The 13,148-nt window shown below is 58.1% G+C and carries 24 protein-coding genes; all 24 read left to right on the plus strand.

Annotation, left to right across the window (positions count from 1 at the left end; translation table 11 throughout):
- The first annotated feature begins 36 nt into the window (after positions 1–36).
- The 24 genes from G3N95_RS30000 (at position 37) to G3N95_RS30110 (ending at position 13,093) form a co-directional block, all read left to right on the plus strand.
- The gene (locus G3N95_RS30000; protein ID WP_205973728.1) at positions 37–699 is read left to right on the plus strand and encodes a replication protein P; all 663 of its coding nucleotides are present in this window, start codon (positions 37–39) and stop codon (positions 697–699) included.
- Positions 696–968, plus strand: coding sequence for a hypothetical protein (locus G3N95_RS30005; RefSeq protein WP_205973729.1), 273 nt, complete (start codon positions 696–698; stop codon positions 966–968). The genes G3N95_RS30000 and G3N95_RS30005 overlap by 4 nt, the downstream gene beginning before the upstream one ends.
- Entirely contained in the window at positions 965–1,120 is a 156-nt protein-coding gene (locus G3N95_RS30010) for a hypothetical protein (protein ID WP_205973730.1), read from the plus strand. The genes G3N95_RS30005 and G3N95_RS30010 overlap by 4 nt, the downstream gene beginning before the upstream one ends.
- 13 nt (positions 1,121–1,133) lie before the next feature.
- Complete coding sequence (locus tag G3N95_RS30015) at positions 1,134–1,856, plus strand: site-specific DNA-methyltransferase (RefSeq protein WP_205973731.1); 723 nt, start codon at positions 1,134–1,136, stop codon at positions 1,854–1,856.
- Positions 1,857–1,858: 2 nt separating this feature from the next.
- Complete coding sequence (locus tag G3N95_RS30020; RefSeq protein WP_205973732.1) at positions 1,859–2,347, plus strand: hypothetical protein; 489 nt, start codon at positions 1,859–1,861, stop codon at positions 2,345–2,347.
- Complete coding sequence (locus tag G3N95_RS30025; protein ID WP_205973733.1) at positions 2,344–3,075, plus strand: hypothetical protein; 732 nt, start codon at positions 2,344–2,346, stop codon at positions 3,073–3,075. The genes G3N95_RS30020 and G3N95_RS30025 overlap by 4 nt, the downstream gene beginning before the upstream one ends.
- Positions 3,072–3,281, plus strand: coding sequence for a hypothetical protein (locus G3N95_RS30030; RefSeq protein WP_205973734.1), 210 nt, complete (start codon positions 3,072–3,074; stop codon positions 3,279–3,281). The genes G3N95_RS30025 and G3N95_RS30030 overlap by 4 nt, the downstream gene beginning before the upstream one ends.
- On the plus strand, positions 3,278–3,610 hold the full coding sequence (locus tag G3N95_RS30035) for a DUF4406 domain-containing protein (protein WP_241019031.1): 333 nt from the start codon (positions 3,278–3,280) through the stop codon (positions 3,608–3,610). The genes G3N95_RS30030 and G3N95_RS30035 overlap by 4 nt, the downstream gene beginning before the upstream one ends.
- On the plus strand, positions 3,607–4,101 hold the full coding sequence (locus tag G3N95_RS30040) for a dATP/dGTP diphosphohydrolase domain-containing protein (RefSeq protein WP_205973735.1): 495 nt from the start codon (positions 3,607–3,609) through the stop codon (positions 4,099–4,101). The genes G3N95_RS30035 and G3N95_RS30040 overlap by 4 nt, the downstream gene beginning before the upstream one ends.
- Positions 4,098–4,511: a recombination protein NinB gene (locus G3N95_RS30045; protein ID WP_205973736.1), complete on the plus strand. Its 414-nt coding sequence runs from the start codon at positions 4,098–4,100 to the stop codon at positions 4,509–4,511. The genes G3N95_RS30040 and G3N95_RS30045 overlap by 4 nt, the downstream gene beginning before the upstream one ends.
- The gene (locus G3N95_RS40930; protein WP_277398044.1) at positions 4,508–4,639 is read left to right on the plus strand and encodes a hypothetical protein; all 132 of its coding nucleotides are present in this window, start codon (positions 4,508–4,510) and stop codon (positions 4,637–4,639) included. The genes G3N95_RS30045 and G3N95_RS40930 overlap by 4 nt, the downstream gene beginning before the upstream one ends.
- The gene (locus tag G3N95_RS30050; protein WP_205973737.1) at positions 4,636–5,238 is read left to right on the plus strand and encodes a recombination protein NinG; all 603 of its coding nucleotides are present in this window, start codon (positions 4,636–4,638) and stop codon (positions 5,236–5,238) included. The genes G3N95_RS40930 and G3N95_RS30050 overlap by 4 nt, the downstream gene beginning before the upstream one ends.
- A complete protein-coding gene (locus G3N95_RS30055; protein WP_205973738.1) occupies positions 5,235–6,506 on the plus strand; it encodes a DNA cytosine methyltransferase in 1,272 nt (423 codons plus the stop codon). The genes G3N95_RS30050 and G3N95_RS30055 overlap by 4 nt, the downstream gene beginning before the upstream one ends.
- Positions 6,503–6,700, plus strand: coding sequence for a hypothetical protein (locus G3N95_RS30060; protein WP_205973739.1), 198 nt, complete (start codon positions 6,503–6,505; stop codon positions 6,698–6,700). The genes G3N95_RS30055 and G3N95_RS30060 overlap by 4 nt, the downstream gene beginning before the upstream one ends.
- Positions 6,697–6,873 carry a hypothetical protein gene (locus G3N95_RS30065; RefSeq protein ID WP_205973740.1) on the plus strand — a complete coding sequence of 59 codons (177 nt, stop codon included), beginning with the start codon at positions 6,697–6,699 and terminating at the stop codon, positions 6,871–6,873. The genes G3N95_RS30060 and G3N95_RS30065 overlap by 4 nt, the downstream gene beginning before the upstream one ends.
- A gap of 298 nt (positions 6,874–7,171) precedes the next feature.
- A complete protein-coding gene (locus G3N95_RS30070; RefSeq protein WP_205973741.1) occupies positions 7,172–7,570 on the plus strand; it encodes a hypothetical protein in 399 nt (132 codons plus the stop codon).
- Entirely contained in the window at positions 7,567–8,043 is a 477-nt protein-coding gene (locus G3N95_RS30075; RefSeq protein ID WP_205973742.1) for an HNH endonuclease, read from the plus strand. Before G3N95_RS30070 ends, G3N95_RS30075 begins: the two co-directional genes overlap by 4 nt.
- A 40-nt stretch (positions 8,044–8,083) precedes the next feature.
- Positions 8,084–8,347, plus strand: a complete 264-nt coding sequence (locus G3N95_RS30080; protein WP_205973743.1) for a hypothetical protein — start codon at positions 8,084–8,086, stop codon at positions 8,345–8,347.
- Positions 8,344–8,526 carry a hypothetical protein gene (locus G3N95_RS30085; RefSeq protein ID WP_205973744.1) on the plus strand — a complete coding sequence of 61 codons (183 nt, stop codon included), beginning with the start codon at positions 8,344–8,346 and terminating at the stop codon, positions 8,524–8,526. Before G3N95_RS30080 ends, G3N95_RS30085 begins: the two co-directional genes overlap by 4 nt.
- Positions 8,527–8,571: 45 nt before the next feature.
- The gene (locus tag G3N95_RS30090) at positions 8,572–8,805 is read left to right on the plus strand and encodes a hypothetical protein (protein WP_346778423.1); all 234 of its coding nucleotides are present in this window, start codon (positions 8,572–8,574) and stop codon (positions 8,803–8,805) included.
- Positions 8,806–9,630: 825 nt separating this feature from the next.
- On the plus strand, positions 9,631–10,794 hold the full coding sequence (locus G3N95_RS30095; protein ID WP_205973745.1) for a LysR family transcriptional regulator: 1,164 nt from the start codon (positions 9,631–9,633) through the stop codon (positions 10,792–10,794).
- On the plus strand, positions 10,791–11,153 hold the full coding sequence (locus G3N95_RS30100; RefSeq protein WP_205973746.1) for a hypothetical protein: 363 nt from the start codon (positions 10,791–10,793) through the stop codon (positions 11,151–11,153). The genes G3N95_RS30095 and G3N95_RS30100 overlap by 4 nt, the downstream gene beginning before the upstream one ends.
- A 175-nt stretch (positions 11,154–11,328) precedes the next feature.
- A complete protein-coding gene (locus tag G3N95_RS30105; protein WP_277398045.1) occupies positions 11,329–11,859 on the plus strand; it encodes an HGGxSTG domain-containing protein in 531 nt (176 codons plus the stop codon).
- The gene (locus tag G3N95_RS30110) at positions 11,852–13,093 is read left to right on the plus strand and encodes a phage terminase large subunit (protein WP_205973748.1); all 1,242 of its coding nucleotides are present in this window, start codon (positions 11,852–11,854) and stop codon (positions 13,091–13,093) included. The genes G3N95_RS30105 and G3N95_RS30110 overlap by 8 nt, the downstream gene beginning before the upstream one ends.
- Positions 13,094–13,148: the final 55 nt, after the last annotated feature.

Genomic DNA, 13,148 nt, shown 5'->3' on the forward strand with positions numbered 1-13,148 from the left:
TGGCTTGAGCAGCATCCCAAGCTGGGGATCTCGCTCATGGACCACCTGTTCAACCGTTTCGACGGTGCCTATCCGAACCGTTGGCGCGCAGCATTTGCCAGCGAACAGGCGATTTCGAACTGGCGCGAATCGTGGGCTGAAGCCTTCGACGAGGAAGGTCTGACGCCGCAGATGATTTCGGACGGTCTGAAGACGTGCCGCAAGACTTACGACTGGCCGCCGTCGATCACGGAGTTCATCAAGGCATGCAAGCCGCAGATCAACGTCGACGCCGCGATCTACGAAGCGATCGACCAGATGCGCGCTCGGCAACGTGGCAAGGACAAGTGGAGCCACCCGGCGATCTACTGGGCCGCTGCGAAGGTCGGCGAGTTCGACATCATCAGCCAGTCGATTTCGAGCCTCAAGCCGCGTTTCGAAGCTGCGCTGAAGGCCGTACTTGCTGGCGAGGTTTTGCCTGTTCCCGAAAGAGTGCCGGCCCTTCCCGCTCCGACTGCTGCTGAGTCGACACGCGAGTACGGCGCACAGCGCTTGGAAGAACTCGGCGCGACGGAAGTTCTCAAGCGCGAGCCGCGCGGCCCCGGATTGGGCTGGGCTCATCGGATCATCGCAGAGAGTAAAGCCGGCGTCCCCACGCCGCACAACAAGCTAACCATCGCACGCGATGCCATCTTCAACGCAACGGGAAAGCAGGTATGAGCTTTTCCAACTTCAACGCGATCATCGAATTCCTGAAAGCCCGCCCTCTCGGCGCAACGACACGCGAGATTGCCGGCTTTCTGGAGACGACTGACGAGAGCGCAAACCAGACGATGGAAAGACTGTTCGCACGCGGATCGATTCTGAGGGGTGAAGGAGCGCGCCTGTCGGCTCCGTGGACCTTGGCGAATACCGAGATAACCCCGCCGGTCTTCAAAGCCGCTGAGACGCTTTTAGCGATGCAGAAATGTGCGCGGAGGATTGCATGACCCCCACCGAAGCAAAAGACGTAGCCGAAGAACTGGCGGCGATGGATCTGGAAACGAGGCGCGCTTACCTCACCGATCTCCAGAAGTCGGATGAAGAGGCGGCGGTACGGGTGAAGGAACAGTTGACTGCCATTTGGCGGCAGAAGGGATAGGAGGATTGGGAAAATGAATGAAAGAACGATTCAGGCGAGTAGTAGTCCTCATTGGATTGACAGGTGCCAGATTGGCGATGCGACGCTGTATCTGGGTGATTGCCGGGAGATCCTGCCGACGCTGCCGCGCGTGGATGCGGTGATTACTGATCCGCCGTATGGCATGGGCGACAAGCTGTCCGGCTCTGGTTCGGGACGATGGAAAAAGTTGTACGTCGAAAAAGGCGGCTTCAGTTGGGATCAGGAAGCGCCGCAGGAAGTTGTGGAGCTTCTTCTAAAGGCAGACAAGGCAATCATTTGGGGCGGAAACTTTTTCGAGTTGCCGCCGAGTCGCGCATGGCTTGTCTGGAACAAGATCATCCGCAACTTTTCGACGAGCGTTTGCGAACTGGCGTGGACGAATCTTGACCGCCCCGTCGACGCATTCGACTACTCGCACGGTCAACTTGCGACCGAGGGAAAACATCACCCGACCCAGAAGCCACTTCCCTTGATGAAGTGGTGCGTTGATCGCGTTGGCGATGCGGCGGTAATTCTTGATCCCTTTATGGGCTCTGGCAGTACTGGTGTAGCCGCTATCCAGATGGGCCGTAAGTTCATCGGCATCGAGCGCGAGCCCAAGTACTTCGACATCGCCTGCCGCCGAATCGAAGACGCCCAGCGTCAAGAATCGCTATTCGAGCCAGAAGCGCCGAAGGCGGAACAGACGGCACTTTTCGGATCGGAGGTTGCTTAATCATGGCAGTCAGCAAAAAGCGCAAAGGATCGCGCAAATACGATCCGAACCGTTGGCTCAACCGCGCCATCGCCGAAAACGAGCGCCGGATGGACGCGAAGCCACTCACCGAAACGCGCCAGAACGAGATCGCGCTGGGGCATCACCTGTCGTTTGAGGCGCTGTTGCGCTGCCCCGACGACGCCCAATGGTACGACCTCTGCGGCAACCTGAACATGTGCCTCGTGTTGGCGGAGATGGGCCACGGCTCCGAGTACATCGACGAGATCAAGGCCGCGATGGTCGGCATGATGCGCGCCCGCTATCGCGCCGACCGAACGGGATCACTCGCACTTGATGCGGACGCAATCAAGGCGATTCGGACGGTTCTGGAGCTGCACGACGAACAGTTGCGAGTCGTCGATCGGAGTGAACTCAGGAAGGCAGCAAGGTCGATCGTTGCTCGCGTTGAGAACGGCGACATGTACGCAGAACACCTGGAGGCAGCATGAGACCAGTATGGACCGCCGAAGAGGACGCAATCGTCCGCGAGATCTATTCAACCGGCAAGCCGATCAAGTGCGGCCTCGATCGACTGCCTGGCCGGTCATGGGATGCGGTGAAGACTCGCGCCTACCGACTCGGCGTGCGCCGTTACGAGGCAAAGTCGTGGACGGACGCGGAGATCAAGATTCTCAAAAAAATCTGGAAACAGAGCGGCAGCATCAAATCGCTGTCCCGCAAGCTGCCAAATCGAACTTATTACGCGATCAGCGAACAGGCGAAAAGAATCGGCCTACCTTCTGGCGCGCACGGAAACGACCAATACCTGTCGTGGGTCGACAACCTGGTTACGCAATTCCTTGAGAAGGGCGGCGCATTCACTGCGAACGAGATAGCTGATCACACTGGCGCGTCTCCTCGTCAAGTCCGCGTGATGCTCAAGCGAGGCAAAGGAAAGAAGTTTCACATCGACTCGTGGCGGATGGTCGATCACGCCCGCGTGATGGTTTGGGCTCACGGCAAATGTGCCGATGAAGCGCGCCCGGAACCACAAACCAAATCTGACGAGTGCAAAGCATGGCGCGCGAAGCAAACACGTAAGAACTCACGCAATCCGTTTGCAGTGCTTATGTCTCAGATTGGCGTGAGCAACGTGGTCGAAATCGACAACAGCGTTCGCGGTCGAGTCTATCAACAATCTATGTCCATCAAGGATGATGAGGAGTTGGCCGCATGAGCACGCAACCGAAAGAACCGAGCAGCTTGCTCGAAAACATCACGCACCGGGAAATGATCAACGTGATGAGCGACGCCGGGATCTTCTGCAGTGTCGACAAGTTCCGGCGCGTGCTTCAGTGGGCCCAGCAACGAGCATTCGAATCGATCGCGTTGGCCGATCAGGCGATGACGAAGATTGAAAACCACACGGAGAAAGCAGCATGACGATGCTCAAAGAAGTGAAGAAGCTGTACCTCTCGGGGAAGATGTCCGGCCTGCCCGATCTCGGCTTCGGCCTGTTCAATCGCGTTGCGGCGCAGCTCCGCGCGATCGGTTATGAGGTCGTCAACCCTGTCGAAATCAACGATGACCCGGAAGCCGAGTGGCTTTCATGCATCAAGGTCGATCTCGACTATCTGGCAACGTGCGACGGCATCGCCCTGCTTCCGAACTGGCACGACTCGTTCGGCGCCAAGATCGAACATCTTGCTGCGCAGCGCCTTGGGCTGGCTGTCCTGAATGTCGAAGACCTCGTGACGCTGGAGGCGGCATGACGAGCAAGCCCAGCAATCCCAAAGACATCGTCGGCACGCGCAAGGCTCCCATGTCGACCGTATCGGCTGCCGTGATGGCTGAAGTCGGCGTCGCGATGCTCGAAGGCGCAGCGAAGTACGGCCGGCACAACTATCGCGCCGTAGGCGTGCGTGCATCGGTCTATTACGACGCGACGCTTCGCCACCTTTTTTCCTGGTGGGAGGGCGAGAACATCGACCCGGACTCTGGCATGTCGCACATCACGAAGGCCATTGCATCGCTGTTCGTACTTCGTGACGCGATGATCCAAGGCAAGTTGACGGACGATCGCGCGCCCTGCTCGCGTGACTTCTACGCGGCACTCAACACGGCTGCTGGAGCGATTCTGGATCGTCATACCGACAAGAATCCTCGCCACTACACCATCGCCGACAGTCTCGCCATGACCGAACACGCCGCACGCGAGGATGACGCGAGACGGATTGCGGACTCGAATCAGGAGGCAGCGTGACAACGGCGTTGTACAGAGAATTCACGCTTCGCAACGGCGGCGTCTGGAATGCCGTTGTCGCCTTCATCAAGGCCAACGCCCCGACGTTCGCCGACAAGGGCGAGCCGCTGCGCCTGATTGTGACTGCCGAGGAACGCCAGCGTAACGCCCAGCAAAATAAATTCTACTGGGGCGCCGTGCTCAAGCAGATAGCAGAACAGGCGTGGATCGATGGCAAGCAGTTCGACAAAGACACCTGGCATGAGTACTTCGCCCGCAAGTACGGCGTGCTGGACGAACTGATTCTGCCCGATGGCGAAATCATCACGCGCCGGAAGTCGACAACGCAGATGAGTGTTGGGGAGTTCAGCGAGTATCTAAACCGAATCCAAGCCCACGCTACGGGCGAACTCGGGATCGAATTCGAATGAAAACCAGCCAACTGATGTACCTGAGCGCAGTCGTGATTAGCGCCCCTTTCATCACCCTCGAGTTCGCATCTTTCGCCGGGCCGATCGCCATCCTTCTTGGCTTCATTGCGGCATGGAGGGAGGGTTGAACCGTCTCCCCAGAAAAAAGAAGTGCGCGGCTTGCAAGGCGGTGTTCGAACCGGCCCGCTCGCTTCAGAAGGTGTGCAGCCCGAAATGCGCCGCCGACTGGGCCGCAAAAGTTGCCGCCCAGAAAGCAGCCCGAGCCAATCGAGCCGAACGGAAGTCACTGGCAGAGCGCAAAGCCAAGCTCAAGACGCGCTCCGACTGGAAACGTGAGGCGCAAGCAGTCGTGAATAAGGTGGCACGCCTACGGGACATCCTTGCTGGTCACGGATGCATCTCATGTGGCGCGAAGCCACATGAGAGGTTCGGCGGCGCAGTCGATGCCGGCCATTTCAGGAGTGTAGGGAGCGCAGAACACATGCGCTTCTACCTGCCGAACATTCACCTGCAGTGCAAGCGGTGCAACCGTGACAGGGGCGGCATGCATTCGGACTACCGTGTCGGCCTCATCGAGCGAATCACCATCGAACGCGTAGAGGAAATCGAGTCAATGCAGTGGACAGCAAAATGGTCGGTCGAGTACTTGCAGCGACTGAAGAAGGTTATGCAAAAGAAAGCCCGCAGGCTGGAGAAGCGGATTGAACAACGAAAGGAGGCGGCATGAGGTTCGGTTCTGTATGCAGTGGCATCGAAGCTGCAAGCTGTGCTTGGCATCCGCTCGGGTGGCGTGCTGACTTCCTCAGTGAGATTGAGCCGTTTCCGTCTGCCGTGCTGGCTCACCACTATCCAAACGTCCCCAATCGGGGCGACATGACAAAGTTTAAGGAATGGCCTGATGCAGCTATCGATCTTCTCGTCGGAGGAACCCCTTGCCAAAGTTTCAGCGTCGCCGGACTACGAAAGGGACTGGCTGATCCGCGTGGCAACCTCATGCTCACCTATCTTGCAATTGCTGAGCGATTCGCTCCCCGCTGGCTGTGTTGGGAAAATGTCCCCGGTGTGTTGTCGTCAAACGGAGGAAGGGACTTTGGAACCTTCCTTGCCGGGCTGGCAGAACTCGGGTATGGGTTCGCCTACCGAGTTTTGGACGCTCAGTTCTTCGGAGTTCCCCAGCGCCGCCGACGTGTGTTCGTTGTCGGATATCTTGGAGACTGGAGACCTGCCGCCGCAGTACTTTTTGAGCGCCAAAGCTTGCTCGGGCATTCTGCGCCGCGCCGAGAAGCGCGGAAAGACGCTGCCTCGGGCGTTATCGGCGGCATTGACTATGAGGGCAACGGACACGACTGCGGAGAGCCAACTGGCCCACTGCTGAAGGGTTCGCCTACGGGCGGCGGGCATCAATTGCCGGCTGTCGCGCGAGCTTTGACGACCAGCAATCAGCGTATCGACGCCGAAACCGAAACTTTGCTTGTTACCCATTCGCTTCGCGGAGAGGGATTCGATGCGAGCGAAGACGGGACCGGGCGTGGAACTCCTCTGATCCCGGTCTCTTATGCAATCCAGGCCGGCGCAACGCGCGAGAACCCAGAAAGCGGCCCGGATGGTGTGGGCGTCCAAACAGATATTGCGTACACATTGGAGGCGCGTGCGGAGGTTCAGTCTGTGGCATTCGCTCAAAATCAACGCGACGAGGTGCGGCTAATGAACGTGGCTGGAGCTCTTGCTGCCGAGCCGGGCGCAAAGCAACAGACATACGCCATGCAAGGCGCTGCCGTCCGACGCTTGACGCCGCGTGAGTGCGAGCGCCTTCAGGGATTTGAGGACGACTACACGCGAATCATGGTGCGAGGCAAACCGGCCGCTGATGGTCCGCGATACAAGGCATTGGGTAACAGCATGGCGGTGCCGGTGATGCGTTGGATCGGCGAGCGAATTCAGATGGTCGAGCAGCATTCACCCTACTCTCAAACGAATGAATCGGAGGCAGCATGAGCAACGTTCGACCTTGCTGGAGCCAACGCGCTGTTCTCCAGAGCATCATTGAAGCGGGTAAGAGTGCGAAGCCAAAGCACCTTGGCGGCAGCGGCGAAAACATGGTGTATATCACGCCTGAAATGTACGCCGCCCTATCTTCTGTGGTATCGAAAGACTTGGTGAGCAGCGAAGCCGCGCGAGGTGCCAAATGACCGCAATCGGATTCGCATTGATGCTCACATTCGGCTACCTGTTCGGGGTGTGCGACGGCCTGCCGTTTGGCTGGCAAGGCCGCGGCAGGGATGTTTGCGCTCTCGTGACGCTCATTGGCTTCGTGCTGGCGATTGCGGGCGTCGCAATGTGGCTCTGGAGGGTTATGCCGTGACCAACTTCCTCCTATTCGCAGCCGGTTTCCTGCTTGGTGCTAGTGCGTTTGGGATGCTGGCGATTCTGATGCTGGCACACAAGCCGCCGCCCTCACCTACTCTCCACGCACGCAGGAAATATCGCGACGCCGTAGTAGAGGTGGATCGGGAGTGTGGGATTCGGTATGAGCATCTGGGCATGACTGGGCTCGAAGAGTAGAAAAGCAACATCATCTCGCGCGTATAGCACATTTGCGTAAGAGAGGATACCTAATTTATGCTATGATTATTCGAATCAAAAACGCACGGGGTTTCGCTATGACGCAAGACCAATCCGATGAAGTCGAACACCTGTTGAGAGACTGGTTCGAATGGCAGTGTCGCCAGTCGATCGCCATGCACGCGAAGATGTACTACCGTCCCGCTGATTCGATGGGGCGTCAGTCCATCACCAACAGAACGTGCGAAGAGGACGACGAGGCGGCTTATGAATGGGCGGATAGCCTTCAGTCCGAGCAGGTGCAGCTTTGCGTGGACGATCTAACAATCGAGCAACGCGCAGCGATTTCGACAACCATGAGGAACAAAGCGAGCGATGCCATGGTGTGGAGATCGGTGCGCGCTGGTTCCGCGCATGAAACGTATCAACAAGCAAAAGAAGACCTGTTGCCCATGCTAAAACGGCGCGGTCTGATTGGTGAGGAGATTCCGGCATGAACGAAAAAGACGCGCAACGATTCTGGGCGAAAGTCGATAAGTCTGGGGATTGCTGGGAGTGGACTGCAAGCCGACGCAATGGCTACGGTCAAATGGGCCTCGACGGAAGGGTTGAATACGCGCACCGCATTAGCTATCAAATGGTCAATGGGGCAATACCTCCCGGGCTGGTGGTGCGCCACTCTTGCGATAACCGGGGGTGCGTCAATCCCGCGCACCTGGAAATCGGCACGCTTGAAGAAAACAACCAAGATGCCATCGACCGGAATCGTCATGCTCCGGCCAGCAAGACTGCGCATTATGGGTCGGATAACGGAAGGGCAAAGCTGACTGACAGCCAAGTAGCCGAAATCCGATCTTTGTATATCAAAGGTCAGCGTGGGTATGGATCGAAAGTGCTGGCAGAGAAATTCGGAGTGGGCAGCGCACACATTCTACGTATCGTGCGTGGGCAGAATCGGGTGCAATCATGATGCTAATGGCTCGGCATCTCATTCGGATGGAGGCGGCAGCGTGAAAGCGAAAGACTGCTATCTGTGGACGTTCAAGCGAGAGCCGGTGCGCGACGACGATCAAGTTAAATGTCCGGAGTGCAAAACCTGGTCTCCGCTGGCTAACTGGACGGCAGGATCTGTCGGATGCGATACCTGCGGCGACCATAGCGCGATGGAATGCCCTGAGTGTGGTGAAGGCGTCGATCACATCCACCAGTCGTGGAGCCCGCTGGTGAATGTACCGCTCGATCCATACGCAGACGACGACCGGGAAACGAAATGAATAGCCGCCAGCGCAGAAAAGAGCGTCGCGAAGAAGAGCGATTTGCGGCGACGCCAGAAGGAGCGGCACTGATAAAGGCGATCGGCGACTTGGAGCGCTTCACTGCCGAGACGCGAGAGCTTTTGTCGAGCGCTGAAAATATTTTATTCAAAGGGGTTGTATACCCGAGAACTTTGTGATTGAATGCGGGGTAGGGGCACTGCGCCCAAAATCAGCCCGACTCGGTGAAAACCAGTCGGGCTTTTTCATTTCTGCTTGCCATGCGATCGACTGCCTTGCCCTCCTACCAGTACGGCGATCCAATGCGCGTACTTGAGCAGAAGCAAGCCGCAGAAGCCAGAGAGAAACGCAAAGCCGAATCGCAGCCGCGCCGCACGCTCACGGTGAAAGCCGGATGGAGCGAAGCGCGGAAAGCCGCCGAGGCTCTTTTCGATTTCCCCGCGGCTGCTTCCCAGTAGCCCGTTTGTCCCGCCGTGGCGCAACGCCGCTCTGCCGGGAGAGCAACCCCGGACGAACACGCAATATGACTGAATCTCAAGCACTGATAGACAGCATCGAGCAAGACCTCCAGCGTCTTCGGAACCTGGACCCGGCTCTGCTGGCTTCCTTGGTCGCACGGTTAGACGCTTTGAGGCGGATGCTCTGATGGGCTGGAATCCTTTTGCAGCATGGCTGATGCTCCTCGCCACGATCAGCATGGGAACGACGCAAACCCTGCTCGACCTGGCCGAGACGCTGGAGCCGGAAGAATAATTCCGCAAAACCCAGAACATTTGCCGTTTAGCGGGTAGTCGCGGCGATAGTTCCTGAGAAAGGCGGAACAATAGCGCTTTCATGTATGACCATGCTGGTCGATCTGGGAGAACCCGGAGGGCGACTTGCAAGCAGCGTGGTCATTCACGAGGGCGAACATAGAACGTCGCGCGCTGCGATAGCAGGGTAAGTGCCCATGCGGACGTGACACCAGTAGTTCTCACCCAATCCTCCTCTCAGGCCGCTTCCCCCTTGAGCGTCTGATTGCCCGCTTCGGCGGGCGTTTTTACATCTGGATCTCTGAATGGCAGCTCGCAAGACAGTCAAGGTCGTCGCTGAGCGCGCGGAGATATGCAAGAACTGTCGCCACGCATCGGTAAAGCGCGGCGAAGAAATCCAGTGCCGAAGATTCCCGCCTCAGTTCGTGTACGACCCATCAAGTGGTTGCACGGCTGTAACGCATCCCCTGGTCGATGCCGACCATTGGTGCGGAGAATTCGGCGCCTATCTAAATTCGTAAAGGGGAAACCGTGGATCATCCAAAGCTTCGAGAATTCGCTACAGAGCGCCAACTCCAGTTTTTGGATGCCATTGAAGAACACGGTTCGCACCGGGCAGCCGCTGAAGCGCTGAATGTGTCTCGCGGCACGATTGGCAATGCGATTTCGTCGCTGAGCGCGAAAGCGGCAAAGATGGGCTGGTCTCCGGTCCATGACATGACGCGCACGGTTCCGGAAGGGTTTCGAGTCCGCGGCGTGTCGACGCTGTACACAGAAGACGGTATCTCCGCTCAGTGGGTAAAGAGCGAAATCGACCCGTCGAAGCAGGAAGAGATTTTCCGGGCTGCATGCGAGGCAATGGCCGAAAGCCTGCCGCGCGTGAAGCCTGCTGCCCGCCCCGCAAAGACGGACGCCGCACTCTGCAATCTCGCCGTTTTCAGCGACTACCATATTGGTATGCTCGCCTGGGAGCGCGAAGGCGGCGCAAACTGGGATCTGAAGATCGCCGAGAATCTGTTGCTGGCGAGCTTCATCCACATGATTGAATCGGCTCCGAAAGCTAAGACGTGTGTGCTGTGCCTTCAAGGGGACCAGTTACACGTCGACTCACTTTTGCCCGTTACCCCGGCTCATCACCATGTTTTAGACGCCGATGGGCGATTCTCGAAGATCGTCGGCGCTGCTGTCCGGGTGATTCGCCGGCTGATCGATCACGCGCTGGCTCGGCATGAGCGGGTGCATCTGATCGTCTGCGAGGGCAATCACGACGAGTCGGGCTCGGTCTGGATGCGGCACATGTTCCGCGCGCTCTATGAGAATGAGCCGCGCCTGACGGTGAACGACTCCGAATTGCCGTTCTACGTCTACCAGCACGGCGAGACGATGCTTGCCTTCCACCACGGACACAAGGTGAAGAACGAGCAATTGCCGATGCTGTTCGCCGCACAGTTCCCGAAGGTCTGGGGCGCGACGACCAAGCGATTCGCCCATTGCGGACACAGGCACCATGTCGACGAGAAGGAGTACGCCGGCATGACGGTTGTGCAGCACCCCACCCTCGCGGCTCGCGATGCTTACGCGGCGCGTGGAGGATGGATCTCTGAGCGAGCGGCGTCGATCATTACCTACCACGACAAGTTCGGTCAAGTCGCACGCAATATCGTGTGCCCGGAGATGTTCGAGGCGGCGGCATGAGCGGGCACGGATGGGTAACGCCTAACGCTGATGGTTCGGTGGCGAAATGCGGTGGTCCAGCCATCTGCCGGGTTTGCGCTCGCGAGAAGGCGGCACTTGAAGGTCTGCCGCCAGTAAGGAATGAGCCGCCGCCGATGCCAGCAGTGAAGCCCGCGAAACGTCCGTGGCAACCGGCCGACATCATGATCAACGGTCGCGTCTTGACGAGCGCTGAATCGGAATGCCTTCGCGCCGCTGTGACGTCATTCCTCGACGACATGCAGGACGATGACGCACTGGGCAAAGACGAGCACGGTCGCCTGATGACAAAGGCATACCGCGTCGCAATGGAGCGAATTCTCTCTCTGATGCTGCCATGATCTCCTCCGAAACGCTCGGAATCGCCTACACGGTGCTCCTCTTTGCGATTGTGCTGATTCCGCCGCGCCAGTGAGTAAATTCCTCCGAGGCGCTGCGACCCCGAAAGCAAAGAAATTCCTCCTTTAGCTCAATTCTGAGCAGATTACTGAAACAACCCCATGGACGAGGCCACGCATGGCAGATACATGCGGTGCTCGAACACGGAGCGGAGCGCCGTGCAAGCGGGCTCCAATGGAAGGCAAGACGCGCTGCAAACTTCACGGCGGCGCTAGCACTGGTGCGCCCAAGGGCAATAGCAATGCCGTCAAGCACGGCTTCTACTCCGACGCCCTGTTGCCCGAAGAACGGTTGCTCTATGAGCGCGCGGACGTTGGTGGTCTCGACGACGAGATCCGACTGGCTCGGGTGAAGCTGCATCGCTTCGTGCGCCTGTCCGGCTCGCTCGAACTAATGGACATGATCGACGGCGCGCTGGAAGTCACGCGCAAGATCGGCGAGGAATACGACCGCGCCACGCAGTCCATGCAGCCGTACGACAAGAAAGAACTCAAGGCCGCAGCCCCCGACTACGCCGATCTGATCATCCGGCAGATCGACCTGATACGAAAACTCGAACTCGCGCGCAAGGATCTGATGAGCGACGAGGATGGGGACGCGCCTGAGTCGATCCGCATTACTGTGCGCAGAGCAAAAAAGGATGAGTGAACTCGAAGTCGAACTGGCGCTGACTGAGCCGCAGGAAGACTTCGTATTCTCCGAGTGGCAGTTCCCTGCATTCGTGGGCGGATTTGGTGCCGGGAAATCAGACGCGTTGGTGACGCGCCTGATGATGAAGAAGCTGGCGTATCCGCAGTTCAACGTGGGCTACTTCGCGCCGACGTACGACCTGATCAGTCTCATTGCGTGGCCGAAATTTGAAGAACGGCTCGATGCGATGAAGATTCGCAGCAAGCTGAACAAGGCCGACAAGGAACTGAAACTGTCGACGGGTGGCAGCGTCATCTTTCGCACGCTGGATAATCCGAACCGCATCGTCGGTTTCGAGATATCGGACGGCGGGATCGACGAGTTCGACATTCTCGATCCGAAGAAAGCGGCGAATGCGTGGAACAAGTGCATTGCCCGCTGCCGGAAGAAAAAGCCCGATGGTGAGCGGAACACACTTGCTATTGCGACGACGCCGGAAGGGTTCCGCTACGTCTACGAGCGGTGGCACAAAGACCCGAAGGAAGGCTACAAGCTCTACCGCGCGCCGACATCGAGTAATCCGTTCCTGCCTGACGGCTACATCGACCAGTTGCGGGCGATCTATCCGGCGAACCTGCTGGATGCGTACCTCGAAGGGTTGTTCGTCAATCTGACGAGTGGCGCGGTCTATCCAGACTTCGATCGACATCTGCATCACACGGATTCGATCATCCTGCCGGGCGAACCGTTGCATGTGGGCGTGGACTTCAACGTCTACAACTGCACAGGCATCGTGTGCGTCGACCGCGGGGATTTCCCGATCATTTTGGATGAATTGACGGGCGTGCGGGATACGCCAGCACTTGCGAGCGCACTGATTGAGCGCTTCCCGGGTCATCACATTACGGCTTACCCGGATGCGAGTGGCCGCAGTCACAAGTCTGTCGACGCGTCGCTGTCCGACCTGCAGATCCTGCGTAACGCCGGTATCACGGTTCGGGTGAACAGCAAGAATCCGAGCGTGAAAGATCGCGTGAATGCGGTGAACGCACAGATCCTGAATGGCGACGGCATCCGTCATCTGCAGATCAACACAAACAAGTGTCCGGTGATGACCGAATGCTTCGAACAGCAGGTGTTTGACAAGAACGGCGATCCCGATAAAACGGCTGGCAAGGATCACGCGCCTGACGCAGTGGGCTATTTCATCGCTGAAATGTGGCCGCTACACCGCCCGTCCTGGGTATTTTGAGAGATATCAACCAATATGGCGGTTCGGAAACTACCTCTGCGCCAGCGACTCGCGA

This window comes from Paraburkholderia sp. Tr-20389, assembly GCF_017104565.1.
GTDB lineage: Bacteria > Pseudomonadota > Gammaproteobacteria > Burkholderiales > Burkholderiaceae > Paraburkholderia.